Genomic DNA, 15256 nt, shown 5'->3' with positions numbered 1-15256 from the left:
GGGGGTTTGGGGGGGGGGTGGGGCGTGGGTGGGGGGTTTGCGCCCAAAACACCCCCCCCCCACAACGATCACTCGGGTCCGACGACGCCTACGCGGGCGGCGCGGACCACCTTGTCACCGATGCGGTAGCCCGGCTCGATCACCAGGTTGATCGTGGCGACCTCGACCTCGGCGTCCGCGTTGTGCATCAGCGCCTCGTGCAGCGTGGGGTCGAACTCCTCGCCCACGCGGCCGAACCGCTCGATGCCGAACTTCGTCAGCGACGCGTCGAGCTTCTCCGCGATGGCCGCCATCGGGCCCGACAGCTCGGCGTGCTGCTTGGCACGCTCGATGTCGTCGAGGACCGGCAGCAGCGCGACGAGCACGTCCTGCGTGCCCTGGGTCCGCGCGACCTCCTGGTCGCGCAGCGCCCGGTTGCGGTAGTTCGTGAAGCTCGCGCGCTCCCGCTGCAGGGCGTCGAGGTTCTCCGCCGCCTGAGCCTTGGCCCGCAGCAGCTCGGAGTCCTCGACCGCCTCGCCCGAGGGCTCGAAGTCGAGCGCCTCCAGCGGGTCGCCGGCGTCGGCCGCCGCACCCGCGCCGTCGGCCGCGTCCGACGGCGTGGCCTCCGGACGCTTCTCGCCCGAGGTGGGGTCGACCTTGCGCTTGTCCCGGAACTGGAAGGGGGTGTCCCCCGAGCGGCCCTCCTCGGGCTGCTCGGGGGTTCCCTGCGTCTCGTCGGGCGTCACTTGGCGTCCTTCTTGTCGTCCTCGTCGTCGACGATCTCGGCGTCGACGACGTCCTCGTCGGAGTTCTCGGACTCCGGCGTGGCGCCGTCCGCCGGCGCACCGTCCGCACCGGCGCCCGCGGCCTGCTCGGCCGAGTAGATCGCCTCACCGATCTTCTGCGAGGACGTCCCGAGCTTCTCGTAGGCGGTCTTGACGGCGTCGGCGTCCTCGCCCTCCAGGGCGGTCTTGACGGCGGCGATGTCCGCCTCGACCTCGGAGACGACGTCGGCGGGGAGCTTGTCGCGGTTGTCCGCGACCTGCTTCTCCATCGAGTAGGCGAAGGACTCCGCCTGGTTGCGGGTCTCGGCCTCCTCGCGACGCTTCTTGTCCTCCTCGGCGTGCTCCTCCGCCTCCTTGACCATCCGGTCGATGTCCTCCTGCGGGAGGGCCGACCCACCGGTGATCTTCATCGACTGCTCGGTACCCGTGCCGCGGTCACTGGCGGACACGTGCACGATGCCGTTCGCGTCGATGTCGAAGGTGACCTCGATCTGGGGGACGCCGCGCGGCGCCGGCGCGATGCCGGTCAGCTCGAACGTGCCCAGCGGCTTGTTGTCCCGGGTGAACTCGCGCTCGCCCTGGAAGACCTGGATCGCCACCGACGGCTGGTTGTCCTCGGCCGTGGAGAAGATCTCGCTCCGCTTGGTCGGGATCGCCGTGTTGCGCTCGATGAGCTTGGTCATCACGCCGCCCTTGGTCTCGATGCCGAGGGACAGCGGGGTGACGTCGATGAGCAGGATGTCCTTGCGCTCACCACCGATGACACCGGCCTGCAGGGCAGCGCCGACGGCGACGACCTCGTCCGGGTTGACGCCCTTGTTGGGCTCCTTGCCACCGGTGAGCTCACGCACGACGTCGGCCACGGCCGGCATGCGGGTGGAGCCGCCGACGAGGACCACGTGGTCGATCTCCGAGATGGAGACGCCCGCGTCCCGGATGACGGCGTGGAACGGCTCCTTGGTGCGGTCGATGAGGTCCTGCGTCATCTGCTGGAACTGCGCGCGGGTCAGCTTCTCGTCCAGGTGGACGGGCCCGTTCTCGCTCATCGAGAGGTACTGCATCGAGATGTTGGTGCTCGTCGCGGACGAGAGCTCCTTCTTGGCCTGCTCGGCCGCCTCGCGCAGACGCTGCAGGGCGATCTTGTCCTTGGACAGGTCGACGCCCGAGGAGTTCTTCACCTGCTTGATGAGGTGCTCGACGACGCGCTGGTCCCAGTCGTCACCACCGAGCCGGTTGTCACCGGAGGTGGCGCGGACCTGGATCGTGGAGAAGTCGTCCTCGTCCTTGCCCACCTCGAGCAGGGAGACGTCGAACGTGCCGCCACCGAGGTCGAAGACGAGGATGAGCTCGTCCTCCTTGCCCCGGTCGAGGCCGTAGGCGAGGGCCGCGGCGGTCGGCTCGTTGACGATGCGCTGCACGTTGAGGCCGGCGATCTGCCCGGCGTCCTTCGTCGCCTGGCGCTCGGCGTCGTTGAAGTACGCCGGGACGGTGATGACCGCGTCGGTGACGGGCTCGCCCAGGTACTCCTCGGCGTCGCGCTTCAGCTTGCCGAGCACGCGGGCGGAGATCTCCTGCGCGCTGTACTTCTTGTCGTCGATCTCCTGCGACCAGTCGGTGCCCATGTGGCGCTTGACCGACGCGATGGTGCGGTCGACGTTGGTGACGGCCTGCCGCTTGGCGACCTCACCCACGAGGACTTCGCCGTTCTTGGAGAACGCGACGACGGACGGGGTGGTGCGAGCGCCCTCGGCGTTCGCGATGACGGTGGGCTCGCCGCCCTCCAGGACGGCGACCACCGAGTTGGTGGTTCCGAGGTCGATGCCGACTGCACGAGCCATGGTGGTTGCTCTCCTTCGTGACGTGGATTGAGTCGTCTGCACTCAACTTAGGACGCGGTGCCGCGAGTGTCCAGCCAGCGGCGTCAAACTTGAGCCTGCCTGACTCAACCTTGCGCGCGGCGCGTATGTTCCCGCAGGCGGAACGGGCCGTTCGCTCTGAGCGAACGCGCAGACGTCGGCATCCTCGAACCCTCCGGCGGACGGTTCCGCCGAGGTCTACCAGGCGTCGGCGCTGCTGCAGATGATGGACCGGCTCGTGCCGGGCATCCAGCCCACCGCCCTCCCGAAGCCGCGGCGGGGATGAGCCGCGACCGCCCGCTCAGATCAGCTCGACGCCGTCGGCCTGCGGGCCCCGGTCGCTCTGCCGCACCTTGAACCGGACCCGGTCGCCCTCCTCGAGGACCTCGTCGCCCCGCACGACCGACACGTGCACGAACAGGTCGGCGCCCCCGGAGTCGGGCGAGATGAAACCGAAGCCGCGGTCCGCGTCGTAGCGCGCGACCGTGCCCTCGCCGCCGCGCACCGGCGCGCCCGATCCCGCGGGACGGTTCGACCGACCCCGGTCCGCGCCCCCGCGTGCACCCCCGGAACCCCGCACGAGCTGCACGTGGCGAGCGTTCGGCCCCTTGTCGCCGGCGACGACGTCGTACGTCACGCGGGCGCCTTCGACCAGCTCGGTCAGCCCGCCCGCGAGCGCCTTGGCGTGGACGAAGACGTCCTCACCGCCCGCGTCGGGGACGATGAACCCGAAGCCCTTGGTGCCGTCGTAGAAGGTCACTGTCCCGTCCGCGCCGTCAGAGGTCCCGGCGTCCGCGGCGGCCTGGGCCCCGAGCGGGAGCAGGTGGTCCGCCTGCGGCCCCTTCTCGCCGTCGACGACGAGGAACGCCACCCGCTGACCCTCCGAGATCACACCGCCGGTGACGATGGCCGAGCTGTGCACGAAGATCTCGCGCCCGTCGTCGGGCGTGACGAACCCGTACCCCTTGGCGGGCTCGTACCAGCTGACGGTGCCGAGCACGCCCACGGGGGCGTCGGCGGCCCGGTCTCCCGTGACTCGGACGCGGCGCGCCTGCGGGCCGCGGTCGCCCTCGCCCACCTCGAACTCGACGGACTGCCCCTCTCGGAGCAGCTTCGGACCGTCGTCGCCGACGATCTCGGACGCGTGCACGAACAGGTCATCGCCGTCGTTCCCGAGGTCGATGAAGCCGAACCCTCGGTCGGCGTCGAACCATCGAACTGTCCCCTGGGGCACCTAGAACTCCTCAACTCAACAGACATTGCTGTGGTCCAGTGTCCCCCGAGAGCGCCGCGGCCGGGTGCGCCCGGTCAGGCGAGAGGGTCCGCGACGAGGTCCCGCACGTGGTAGAACTCCTGGTCCCACAGCAGATAGACCAACCAGGTGGGCAGTCCGTACGACGCCTGCAGGTAGTCCTCCTGGGACGCGTGGATCTTCCAGCCTTCCTTCTTCTTGCCGACCTCGGCCGACATGGCGTACTCGGGGTCGGGTTGGTTCTCCACGACCAGCCGCCCCTGCTCGCCGCCGAACATCTCGAGCGCCTTCGTCGGGCTGATGGTGTAGACGAGGTGGTCGGGCCCCCGGTATGAGCCGCCCTCCTCGGCGAGCCGGGCGATCGCCAGCTCCGTGACGCGACCCATCTCCCTGTGGTCGAGGTGCCCCGTCGCGCCGGACGCCGGCCAGAATCCGACCACCACGTCCGGCCGGACGCGTCGCATGGTCGCGGCCAGCCGCTCGACGAGCTCCTCCTCGTCGACGTCGGGCACCCCGCCGTCCGGGTAGTCCCACACCTCGTGCTCGTCGACACCGAGGTTGAAGCTGTTCTTCAACGCCTCCGCCTCGCGGACGGCACCGAGGTCGCCCTGCCGCGCGACGACCGGCACCTGCTCCCCGGCCTCGCCCCGCGTCGCGGTGACCATCGCCGTGTAGGCACCGTCCAGGTCCTTCGCACGCCAGAACAGGCCGTTGACGGTCTGCTCGTCGTCCGGGTGGGCGAAGACGCCGAGCACGCGCTCGCCGTCCAGCTCGCCGACGACGGAGTCGACCTTGGTCGCGGTCGGCATGGCGAACAGGGAGCGGCCCGCCACGATCGCCCCGACGAGCAGGAGGACCACGACGGAGACGACGACGATCAGCGCGATGCGGCTCTTGCGCACGGGTGCTCCTTCAAGGCTACGGCCCCGTCGACGGCGACGGGTCGACGCATGCTACCGGCCGGCGCCGGGAGGTGAGCGGTAGCATCCCCAACTGTCCGGTGCCCCCGCTTTCTGCAGCCAGCCGAGGAGACCTCCCGTGTCCGACATCCTGGAGCACATGGCTGTCGCCGTGCAGGCCGCCCCCGACGACGCACCGTTGCGCGTCCAGTACGCACGGCTCCTCCTCCTGCACGACCGCCCCGCGGAGGCGCTCGAGAACGCCAGCACGGCCCTGCGCCTCGACCCCGCCGACGGTGATGCCCTGGCCCTCGTCACCGAGGCCGCGAGCGCTCTGACGAAGCGGACGCCGGCCACGCCGGAGCCGGCACCCGCTCCGGAACCCGCTCCGGAACCCGCTCCGGAAGCAGCGTCGTCGGAGGCTCACGGCTTCGACTGGGAGCGGGTGGAGGCGGAGCTGGGCGTCGACGTCCCGCGACCGTTCGTGGAGGACGCTCCTGCCGGCACGAGCGGCGAGCCGTCCCCCGTCCCCGTGCACGACGACGCCCCCTCGGCCGAGGGCCTGCTCGAGATGTCTCGCGAGACGATCACGCTGGACGACGTCGGTGGCCTGGAGCCTGTGAAGAAGCGCATCCGCGAGGCCTTCCTCGAGCCGATGCGCAACCAGTCGATAGCCCGGGCGTTCGGCAAGTCCCTGCGCGGCGGGCTGCTGCTGTACGGCCCTCCCGGGACGGGCAAGACGTTCATGGCCCGTGCGGTGGCCGGTGAGCTGGGCGCGCGCTTCCTCACGGTGACGCTCGCGGACATCCTCGACAAGTACATCGGGGAGAGCGAGCAGAACCTGCACGCGCTGTTCCAACGGGCTCGGGAGCTGGCACCCGCCGTCCTCTTCCTCGACGAGGTCGACGCGATCGGCGGGAAGCGCACACAGTACACGGGGTCGTCGGGGATGCGGACGGTCGTGAACCAGCTCCTGCAGGAGATGGACGGCATGGGGTCCGACAACGACGGCCTGTTCGTCCTCGGCGCGACGAACCACCCCTGGGACGTCGACAGCGCCCTGCTGCGCCCCGGCAGGTTCGATCGCATGGTCCTCGTGCTCCCGCCGGACGCACCGGCGCGCGAGTCGATCCTGCGCCACTACCTGGAGGGTCGACCGATCGCCGGGATCTCGTTGTCCACGATCGTGGACCAGACCGACGGGTTCTCCGGCGCCGACCTGGAGCACCTGTGCGCCTCGGCCGCCGAGAAGGCGATGATGGACTCGATCGCCTCGGGCGAGATCCGGCCGATCACGATGGACGACGTGCGGTCCGCCTTGGCCGAGGTGCGGCCGTCGACGACGGCGTGGCTGCACTCCGCGCGGAACGTCGTGTCGTTCGCCAACAACGACGGGCGCTACGACGAGCTGGGGGCGTACCTGCGGTCGCGCCGGATGCTGTGAGCACCGGTTCCATGCCCCGGCCCGTGCAGGACCCGGTCGGCGGGTACGTCACGCGCGCCGAGATGCTGGTCGACGCCGGCCGGCCCGAGCAGGCGCTCGAGGGCGTCGAGGCCGCACTGGCCGAGCACCCGGACGACCCCCGCCTGCACCTGACGTCGGGGTGGCTCCACCTGCGCCTGCAGCGCTCCGCGGACGCGCAGCGGATCCTCGAGCAGGTCGTGGCGAGCTCGCCGGACGACGCGCAGGGGCACGTGCTGCTGTCCGTCGCGCTGCAGAACCGCAGCCGGCTGGCCGAGGCGCGGGCCGCCGTCGAACGCGCGATCGAGCTGCAGCCCGACGACGCCGCGACCCTCGTGCAGCACGCCGACGTGCTCACCAGCGGTCGCGTGCGACGCCCGGAGCGTGAGCTGGCGATGGACCGGGTCGCCCGGGCTCTTGAGCTCGAGCCGGAGAACCCGAGCCGGCTGCTCGGCGCCGCATCGATCCACGCACGGCTCGGGGAACGCGATCGTGCGCGCGCGCTCGTTCACCAAGGACTGGCGGTGGCTCCGCAGCACGAGGGCCTGCTCTACGCCGACGCCCAGCTCTCGGAGGACGACGGGCAGCACTCCCGTGCGCTCGTCGGGGTCCTTGCGCAGAACCCTGAGCACGCCGAGGCGGGCTACGTGCTGTTCCTGCGCGTCTGGCAACGCCTGCTCGCACCGATGGACACCGCCATCGCCGTCCTGACGACCAGCGCCCTCGCCGTGGCGTGGCAGATGAGCGACTCGCAGCACGTCTCCCTGCGGTTCTGGGCGGTGGTGCTCGCCGTCGCGCTCGGCATCTCCGCACTGCGGACCTGGTCGGTGCTGCGCCACGTCCCCCGCGTGCTGGTGCGCCGCAGCCTGCTGGACGGCACCTGGTCCGGACGGCTCGGTGCGGCCGCGCTGATCGCGGGCTGGGCGGGTTCGGTCCTCACGCTGGCCGCCCTCCTCGGGCTGCGCGACGCCGTCGCCGTCCGGTGGTTCCTCGTCCTCCTCGCGCTCACCCTGCTGGTCGCGGGGACCGGGTCGGCCATGCTGCCGGGCACCATGCTGCGGCACGCTCGGAGCGCCGGATACCTCTCCACCTCGGAGCCGGGACGCGCCCGCGCCGACGCGCTGCGTGCCAGCTATCGCGCGGCCACGGCGCGCCGGGCCGTGATCGTCGGGCTCGTCGCCCTGCTCAACGCGGCGGTCGCGGCGGGGGCGGCCCGTCCGGACGCACTGCCCGTCGCCGCTCTCGGCGCCGTCGCGTGGCTGCTGCCGGGCGTCCTGGTCGTCTGGCGGCTGCGTGCGCGCCGCGCCGTCGGGCTCGTCGTCCTCTTCGTGACCACCGCGGCGCTCGGCGCGGGCGGGCTGGTCGCCGTCGCGCACGTACCCGTCCTGCCGAACGAGCACGACGCCGACGGTCGGTACGTCACGACGCCCGGCTCCGGTGGCTCGGAACCGGCGTGCAGCGGGTCGCGCTACACCCGGATCAGCTGCGTCCTGCGCGAGAACCGGGAGCGGATGGAGGAGTGGGAGGAGCGCGAGCCGGTCGACATCCCGACCTTCGACGTGGAGGTCCCCGAGATCCCGGAGATCGTCGTGCCCGACCTCCCGGAGCTCGACGTCCCGGACGGACCGACGAACTGAGGTCAGTCCCAGACCAGCGTCAGCACCCGCTGCCCGTCCGGCACGGGCGGCAGCTCGCAGAACTCGTCCCGGTCGTAGGAAAGTCCCTCCCAGACCGGTTCCGCCTGCAGCTCCTCCACACCGAGGCGCGCGTCCACGACGCCGGCGGGCAACGCCGTGCAGATCGCCACCGACTCCGCCGAGACGTCGTCGTAGCCGTCCTCGAACATCTCCTCGTGCAGCTGCACCCGCACCCACGCCACGGCGTCGTCGGCCTCGAGGTCCCGCAGCCGAGCGGCGATCTCGGCGAGGCCGGGCCGTCCGTAGCCGTGCTGGTTCGGCGCTATCGAGTCCTCGACGTCGTTGCCGTCGAAGAACTCGGCGACGGTGAGCAGCGGGATCCGGTTGCCGCCATCGGCGGCGCGCGCCAGGATCTCTTCACGAGTGATCACGAGGACGATGCTAGAGCGCCGGCACACCGCCGCTGCACCTGATCCTCGACGAGAGGCATGCATGAGCACCGTCCTGTTCTGCCCGGTGATGTTCAACCTGGCCGAGACCACGCGCATGATCCAGGTCGCCCGCGCCCTCGACCCGGCGCACTCGGCCGTCTTCATGGGCTACGAGCACGACTACGTCGACCTGGTCCGCGACGCCGGGTTCCCCTACCGGGCGTGCGAGCCCGCCTGGACGCGTGCCGAACGGGACCAGGCGCTCGCGTTCGACCAGGGACGGTCGGTGCGCAGCCCGTTCACCACCGATCTGGTCCGCGAGCGCGTGCGGGTCGAGCGCAGCGTCGTCCGGGAGACCGGCGCCCGCGCGATGGTGACCGGCTCGAACCTCACGTCGTTCCTCTCGGCCCGGGCCGAGGGCGTCCCGCTGTACTACCCGGTCCCGTTCGCGCTGACCGGGCCGCAGGTGGCGCAGACCCGCCGGATGGGGTTCGTGCGCGGCCGGAGCGGCCTGGCCCGGGCGGCGGACCGGGTCGCGACGTCGGCCTTCCGCTGGGTCTACACCTCCGCGCCGCTCGCCCCGCGGGCGTTCACGACCGTCGCCCGGGAGCACGGAGTCCCGGCGCCGCGCACCGTCGCCGAGCTGATCCGGGCCGACCACAACCTGCTCACCGAGACGGCCTGGGAGCTCGAGGGCGTCGACCTGCCGGACGACTTCGAGCGCGTCGGCCCGATCTTCGCCCACCTCGACGCGCCGCTGCCGGCTGTCGTCGAGGAGCTGGCCGCCGCCCCGGAGCCGTTGGTGTACCTCGGGCTCGGGTCGTCGGCGAGCCGTGCGCTGGTGCTGAGAACGGCGCGAGCGCTCGGCGACCTGCCGGTGAACGTCGTCGCGCCCGTGCGTCACTACCTGCGGGACGACGACGTCCTGCCGCCGAACGTGCACGTCACCGACCTGCTGCCCGCCCACCGGCTCGGCGGGCTGGTCGGCGCCGCCGTGCTGCACGGCGGGCAGGGCACGGTGCAGACCGCGTGCGCGACGGGCGTGCCGTTCGTCGGCATGGGCCTCCAGCCGGAGCAGACGTGGAACGTGCGCCGCTGCGAGGAGCGCGGCAACGCCGTCGTCGTCTCGCCGCGGCGGGTGGGCACGCAGGACTTCCGCACGGGGGTGCACCGCGCACTGTTCGACCCGGCCGTCCGCACTGCCGCCGCGGAGGTGCGAGAGGCCTATCAGGGCGAGGACGGCGCGACGGCGGCAGCCCGGGTCGTCGAGCGCAGCCTCGCCTGAGGCACGCGTGAGCAGCTCCCCGGCGAACCTCAGCGCACGCGCGCGATCGCGAACCCGTCCCAGCCCTTCGAGCCGACCGTCTGTAGCGCCGTCGCCTCCAGCCGCGGGTCGTTGCCGAGCGCGTGCAGGAACGCTCGCGAGCCCTGGACGCTCGGGTCGTCGCTGGACGGGTCGACGACGGCGCCGCGGCGCACCACGTTGTCACCCACGATCACGCTGCCGGAGCGTGTCAGCCGCAGCGCGAGCTCGAGGTAGGCCGCCATGTTCGCCTTGTCGGCGTCGAGGAACACGAGGTCGTAGGGCTCGGTGCCGGACTCGGCGAGACGGGCCAGCACGTCGAGCGCCGGACCGACCGCGATCTCGACCCGCTCGCCGACGTCGGCCCGCGCAAGGTTCTCCTGCGCCACCTCGGCGTGCCGGGGGTCGAGCTCGACGGTGGTGACGTGCCCGTGCGCCCCGACGGCCCGCGCGAGCCAGATGGTGCTGTAGCCGGCGAGCGTCCCCAGCTCGAGGACCCGCCGCGCGCCAGCCATCCGCGCCACGAGGGCGAGGAACGCCCCCTGGTTCGGGGCCACCTCGATCGGCGGCAGGCCACGCTCCCGCCCCAGCTCACGGGCGGCAACCAGCGCCTCGTCCTCTGCGACCAGCTCGCCCACCAGGTAGTCGTCGACGGTCGTCCACACATCGTCAGCAGCCATGTCCTGATCCTGGCACACGGCCCGGTCCGCCGTCCCGGACGTCCCCGGAAATTCGCTCGATCCCGTCGCTGCCTCCGCACTACCGTCCCCGTCATGGGAACTCTCTGCTGCGCGCCGTCGACGGCGCTGCTCTTCCGCGACCGCCGCGCCTGACGGCGCGTCCGCGGGTCCACCACGCCACGCGCCGTCGTCCGGGACGTCCTCGCACCCCGGCCGCGCGTCATCTCGTCATGCCCTGACGCTCGTCGGGGTGCTCCGCATCTCTCGCTCGGAGCGCACCCGTGTCTACCCGTTCCCGCCATGGCGGCCGCCATGAGCTCGGCCAGAACTTCCTCGTCCACCGCCCCACCATCGACCGCATCGTCGGTCTCGTCGCCGCCACCGACGGCCCGGTCCTCGAGATCGGGGCCGGCGACGGTGCCCTCACCGTCCCGCTGGCCCGGCTCGGCCGCGACCTGACCGCGATCGATCTCGACGAGCACCTCGTCCGGCGACTGCGACGCCGCCTGCCGGACGTGCACGTCGAGCACGCGGACGTGCTGCGCCACCCTCTCGACCGGCCGGTCGTGGTCAGCAACGTCCCGTTCCACGTCACCACCCCCGTGCTGCGGCGCCTCCTCTCCCGCGACAGCTGGGAGCACGCCGTCCTGCTCACCCAGTGGGAGGTGGCCCGCAAGCGGGCCGGTGTGGGCGGGACGACGATGATGACGGCGCAAGCCGGGCCGTGGTTCACGTTCACGCTGCACGGCCGGGTCCCGGCCCGCCACTTCCGGCCTGTCCCGGGGGCCGACGGCGGCCTGCTGGCCGTGGCCCGCCGCTCGGAACCGCTCGTCCCGGCCCGCGAGCGCAACGCCTACGAGGCGTTCGTCCGTCGGGTCTTCACGGGGCGAGGCCGCACCCTGGCCGACGTCGCCGCCGGCGCCACCAGGACGCCTCGCCGCGAGGCGCACGCGCTGCTGGCCGCCTGCGGCGTGGCAGCCAGGGCGCTGCCGCGCGACCTGGCTCCGGGGCACTGGGCTCACCTCTGGCGCTCGCTCCGAGCCCGGTAGGGCGTACCGCGGCGGCGCCGCGCGACTAAACTCGCACGATGCTCACCTCGTTGCGCCGCGCCGTCGCAGGCCTCTTCTGGCGGATCAGCCGGTGGACCCTCCGCAGCGAGCCGGTCCCTGACCGGGCGGGAATCCTCATCGGCGCTCCGCACACCTCGAACTGGGACTTCGTGCTGATGCTCGCCATCTCGTGGCGGCTCGGCATGGACATCCGCTGGCTGGGCAAGCACACGCTGTTCAGCGGCTGGAAGGGGCCGGTCATGCGGCGGCTGGGCGGCATCCCCGTCGACCGCCGCGACCCGTCGCGCGTGGTGGTCGACGTCCTGGACCACGTCTCCCGGGGCGAGGTCTTCCACCTGGTCGTCACGCCGGAGGGCACCCGTTCGGGCGACGGCTGGAAGTCCGGCTTCTACCGCATCGCCCAGGAGGCCGGGCTGCCGGTCACCCTCGGCTACGTGGACCGCACCACGATGACCACCGGGCTGGGGCCCACGCTGGAGCTGACCGGTGACGTCGGAGCCGACATGGACCGCATCCGCACCTTCTACGCCGACAAGGCCGGCTACAACCCTGAGCTGCGCACCGAACCGCGGCTGCGCTCGGAGTCCGAGGGCGGGTAGATAGGCTCGCCCTCATGCCGCTCCCGTTCTCCCTGCACGACGGCGTCACCCTGCGGCTGCTGCGGCCCGGCGACGGAGCTGCTCTCGCCGACGCCTACTCCCGCAACCGCGATCACCTGGCGCCGTGGGAGCCGGCGCGGACCGAGGCGTTCTTCACGGCCGAGCGCCAGACCGCGCAGGTCTTCGCCGGGCTCCGCGAGCACGAGGCCGGGCGGCAGTGGCCGCTCGTCCTGGAACGCAGCGGTGAGATCGTCGGCCGGGTCAACGTCAACGACGTCGTCGGGGGCGTGTTCCAGAACGGTCACCTGGGCTACTGGGTCGACGTCGGTCTGGCCGGCCGCGGGATCATGTCCGCGGCGGTGCACGCCACGGTCGCTCTCGCCCGCGACGACCTCGGGCTGCACCGCCTGCAGGCGGCGACGCTCCCTCACAACACGGCGTCCCAGCGCGTGCTGGAGCGTGCCGGGTTCGAGCGCATCGGCACGGCTCCGCAGTACCTGCGCATCGCGGGCGAGTGGCAGGATCACCTGCTGTTCCAGCGGATCCTGCCTGCGACCGGCACGAACCGCGCCTGACTTCCGCAGGAGGACCGCCAGGTCGGAGTCCTGCCGGCGCCGTCGCTAGCCGTGCGCCACGATGACGGGGCAGGACACGTCCCGGGTCAGCCGGTCGGCCACCGAGCGCAGGATCCGGCCCGTGATCGGCGTGTGCCTGCGCCCTCCGACCACGATCAGGTCGTGGCGGCCGAGGCGGGGGGTCAGGACGTCGATCGTCGTGCCGTGCGCTACCTCGACCGACCACTGCACGGTCGGGTACTTCTCCGCCCAGCGCCGCATCTCCTCGTGCAGACTGGCGATCGCCTCGTCTTCGTACTGGTGCACCCAGGCCCCCGCCGCGGCATACGGCCCGGCGACGAAGCTCTGTGCCAGCGCATGGATGGCCACGAGCGGTGCCGCGGCGTGCCGGGCCTCGTCGAAGGCCAGGTCGAGCACCCGGCCGAGGTGGTCGTCGAAGTCCACGGCGGCGACGACCCGCCACACCGGCCCGACGGCGTCGGCCGGGCACGCGGACCGCTGCGCGACGGGATCGATCGGCACCACCGCGACCGCTCCCCGCGCCATCGCCGAGACCGCTGCGGACACCGAGCCCAGCACCAGCCGGTCGACGGCGTGCAGGCCGCGCCTGCCCACGACGACCAGCTCGGCCGCGGCCGAGCGCTCGACGAGCACCCCGGCGGCCGCACCCTCGACGACCTCTACGTCGACGTCGGCGGCGTCCGGCACGAGCCCGGGTCGCTGCCGGCGCGCGTCCGCCAGGTGGTCCAGCGCCTTGTCGCCCACGTCCTGCGCCTCGGCGCGCCGAGCCGCGGGGCCGAGCCCGTAGCCGTCGACGTAGGGCACCGTGGTGACCTCGTAGGCGGTGAGCACCGTCAGCCCGGTCCGGCGACGCACCGCCTCGGCAGCCGCCCACTCCATGGCCTGCTCGCCCGCCGGCGATCCGTCGATCCCGACGACGACTCCGTACCGCATGGTGCTCATGGCGTCCTCCTCCGCTCCAGGACTCCAGTACGCCACAGCGGCACGGGTCCGCGGCAGGGGCACCCGCCCCCTCCGGGGAGGCCGAAGGTCCCGGGCCGGACAGCTCGGACGCCGCTACCGTGAACCCATGACCGACGACGCGGACGTCCTGCTCGAGGCGGTGCTGTCCGTCGGCCGCGGTCTCGAGCTGGAGGGGACCCTGCATCGCGTCGTCCAGGCGGCGGCGGACATGGTCGACGCCCGCTACGCCGCCCTCGGCATCGTCGGGGACGACGGCCAGATCGCCCAGTTCATCACCGTGGGGCTGAGCGAGGAGGAGATCCAGGCCATCGGCCCCTACCCGCGCGGAAAGGGTCTCCTCGGAGAGCTGATCCGGCACCCGGTCCCCGTGCGGCTGCCCGACCTGAGCGCGGATCCACGCTCGGTCGGGTTCCCGGCGAACCACCCGCCGATGCGGTCGTTCCTCGGGGTCCCCCTGCGGGTGCACGGCAACCCGTTCGGCAACCTCTACCTCACCGACAAGCGGGGCGAGGGCGAGTTCACCCCCGAGGACCAGCATCTCGTCGAGGCCCTGGCCTCTGCCGCGAGCGTCGCCGTCGAGAACTCCCGGCTCTACAGCGAGGCGACGTTGCGGGAGCGATGGGCGCACGGCAACGACGAGATCTCCCGCCGGGTGCTCGAGGGCGACCCGCCCGAGCTCGTGCTCGACGCCGTCGCCCAGGAGGCGCTGCAGGTCGCCGCTGCGGACGTCGCGGTGCTGGTCACCGTCAGCGGAGACGCGGACGGCCACCTCCGGGTGCGCTCGGCGCACGGTCCCGGCACCGAGGGCCTGGTGGGCACGCTCGTCCCCGTCGAGGGCACGTTCGCCGCGGAGGCCTACACCTCCGGCCGGCCGGTCGTCACTCCTGACGCCGCGTCCGACCGTCGGCAGACGCTCTCGTTCAACCCGCCGAGCGTCGTCGGGCCGCTCGCCGCGCTGCCGCTCGGCGGCCCTGGCAGGACGTCCGGCGTCCTGACCGTCGGGCGACGGCTCGGCACGCAGGCGTTCCCCCGGGTGGTCATCGACGCGCTGTCCGCGTTCGCGTCCCAGGCGGCGCTCGCCCTGGAGCTCGCCGAACGACGTCACGACGCCGAACGGCTCGCCGTCGTCCGCGACCGGGACCGCATCGCGCGGGACCTGCACGACCTGGCGATCCAGCGCCTGTACGCCACCGGCCTGTCGCTGGAGGGGGTCGGCCGACGGCTGCAGGACCGGCCCGACGCGGCGGCCGACGCCGACCGGGTCACCCGTGCCGTCACCGACCTGGACGAGACGATCAGCCTGATCCGCACCACGATCCGCGGCCTGCAGCCCTCCACGGGCGCGGTGCGGCGTGTCGGCCTGCGCGCCCGTCTCGTCGCCGAGGCCGACGCCGCCTCCCGCACCCTGGGCTTCACCCCGGCGCTGCACATGGCCGGACCGGTGGACACGTTGGTGCCGACGACCATGGCGGACCACCTCGTGGCGGTGCTGCGGGAGGCGCTGTCCAACGTCGCCCGCCACGCCGCGGCACGCCGTGTCGGCGTCGAGCTCGTCGCGGGCGACGACGTCGTCCTCACGGTGTCCGACGACGGCCGCGGGATCCCCGCTGACGCCCCGCGCAGCGGCCTGGCGAACCTCGAGCGCCGTGCCGCCGAGCTGGACGGGACGTTCAGCGTCGAACGGACCCGGCCGGGCACCACGCTGCGCTGGCGCGTCCCGCTGAACCGGTAGCTGCGCCGTCGG

At 72.6% G+C, this 15256-nt stretch carries 14 protein-coding genes; 7 read left to right on the top strand and 7 right to left on the bottom strand.

What is annotated here, in order from left to right; translation table 11 throughout:
• Positions 1 to 68: 68 nt before the first annotated feature.
• The 4 genes from grpE to ACH5HR_RS14065 form a co-directional block, all read right to left on the bottom strand.
• Positions 69 to 725, bottom strand: coding sequence for a nucleotide exchange factor GrpE (gene grpE / locus ACH5HR_RS14080; protein ID WP_416478414.1), 657 nt, complete (start codon positions 723 to 725; stop codon positions 69 to 71).
• Entirely contained in the window at positions 722 to 2602 is a 1881-nt protein-coding gene (gene dnaK, locus ACH5HR_RS14075; protein WP_416478412.1) for a molecular chaperone DnaK, read from the bottom strand. The genes grpE and dnaK overlap by 4 nt, the downstream gene beginning before the upstream one ends.
• 319 nt (positions 2603 to 2921) lie before the next feature.
• Positions 2922 to 3854 (bottom strand): cold-shock protein, encoded by a 933-nt coding sequence (locus tag ACH5HR_RS14070; protein ID WP_416478410.1) that lies wholly within the window; start codon positions 3852 to 3854, stop codon positions 2922 to 2924.
• Between the two features lie 74 nt (positions 3855 to 3928).
• Entirely contained in the window at positions 3929 to 4774 is an 846-nt protein-coding gene (locus tag ACH5HR_RS14065; RefSeq protein ID WP_416478408.1) for a PIG-L deacetylase family protein, read from the bottom strand.
• 136 nt (positions 4775 to 4910) lie between these two features.
• Between ACH5HR_RS14065 and ACH5HR_RS14060 the strand changes: the two genes are divergently transcribed.
• Both ACH5HR_RS14060 and ACH5HR_RS14055 read left to right on the top strand, forming a co-directional pair.
• Entirely contained in the window at positions 4911 to 6215 is a 1305-nt protein-coding gene (locus ACH5HR_RS14060; protein ID WP_416478406.1) for an AAA family ATPase, read from the top strand.
• A gap of 11 nt (positions 6216 to 6226) precedes the next feature.
• Positions 6227 to 7870, top strand: a complete 1644-nt coding sequence (locus tag ACH5HR_RS14055; RefSeq protein WP_416478404.1) for a tetratricopeptide repeat protein — start codon at positions 6227 to 6229, stop codon at positions 7868 to 7870.
• A 2-nt stretch (positions 7871 to 7872) separates the two neighbouring features.
• Here the strand turns inward: ACH5HR_RS14055 and ACH5HR_RS14050 are convergent, their stop codons facing one another.
• The gene (locus tag ACH5HR_RS14050; RefSeq protein ID WP_416478402.1) at positions 7873 to 8301 is read right to left on the bottom strand and encodes a YfbO family protein; all 429 of its coding nucleotides are present in this window, start codon (positions 8299 to 8301) and stop codon (positions 7873 to 7875) included.
• A gap of 61 nt (positions 8302 to 8362) precedes the next feature.
• Here ACH5HR_RS14050 and ACH5HR_RS14045 point away from each other — a divergent pair, with 61 nt between their 5' ends.
• Complete coding sequence (locus tag ACH5HR_RS14045) at positions 8363 to 9586, top strand: glycosyltransferase (RefSeq protein WP_416478400.1); 1224 nt, start codon at positions 8363 to 8365, stop codon at positions 9584 to 9586.
• A 29-nt stretch (positions 9587 to 9615) separates the two neighbouring features.
• Here ACH5HR_RS14045 and ACH5HR_RS14040 read toward each other — a convergent pair whose 3' ends face one another.
• Positions 9616 to 10284, bottom strand: a complete 669-nt coding sequence (locus ACH5HR_RS14040; RefSeq protein ID WP_416478398.1) for an O-methyltransferase — start codon at positions 10282 to 10284, stop codon at positions 9616 to 9618.
• Positions 10285 to 10565: 281 nt separating this feature from the next.
• On the opposite strand from ACH5HR_RS14040, the gene erm reads away from it, so the two are divergent.
• The 3 genes from erm to ACH5HR_RS14025 are packed head-to-tail and all read left to right on the top strand — an operon-like array spanning position 10566 to position 12528.
• Positions 10566 to 11333, top strand: coding sequence for a 23S ribosomal RNA methyltransferase Erm (gene erm, locus ACH5HR_RS14035; protein ID WP_416478396.1), 768 nt, complete (start codon positions 10566 to 10568; stop codon positions 11331 to 11333).
• Positions 11334 to 11371: 38 nt separating this feature from the next.
• A complete protein-coding gene (locus tag ACH5HR_RS14030) occupies positions 11372 to 11953 on the top strand; it encodes a 1-acyl-sn-glycerol-3-phosphate acyltransferase (RefSeq protein WP_402377059.1) in 582 nt (193 codons plus the stop codon).
• Between the two features lie 14 nt (positions 11954 to 11967).
• Positions 11968 to 12528 carry a GNAT family N-acetyltransferase gene (locus ACH5HR_RS14025; protein ID WP_416478394.1) on the top strand — a complete coding sequence of 187 codons (561 nt, stop codon included), beginning with the start codon at positions 11968 to 11970 and terminating at the stop codon, positions 12526 to 12528.
• A 45-nt stretch (positions 12529 to 12573) separates the two neighbouring features.
• Here ACH5HR_RS14025 and ACH5HR_RS14020 read toward each other — a convergent pair whose 3' ends face one another.
• The gene (locus ACH5HR_RS14020) at positions 12574 to 13491 is read right to left on the bottom strand and encodes a universal stress protein (RefSeq protein WP_416478392.1); all 918 of its coding nucleotides are present in this window, start codon (positions 13489 to 13491) and stop codon (positions 12574 to 12576) included.
• Between the two features lie 127 nt (positions 13492 to 13618).
• Between ACH5HR_RS14020 and ACH5HR_RS14015 the strand changes: the two genes are divergently transcribed.
• Positions 13619 to 15244, top strand: coding sequence for a sensor histidine kinase (locus ACH5HR_RS14015; protein ID WP_402377068.1), 1626 nt, complete (start codon positions 13619 to 13621; stop codon positions 15242 to 15244).
• Positions 15245 to 15256: the final 12 nt, after the last annotated feature.

This window comes from Isoptericola maris (assembly GCF_048065335.1).
GTDB lineage: Bacteria > Actinomycetota > Actinomycetes > Actinomycetales > Cellulomonadaceae > Isoptericola > Isoptericola rhizosphaerae.
Note: the sequence above shows the minus strand (reverse complement) of the source record. Positions and strands in the feature narration are given on the sequence as shown.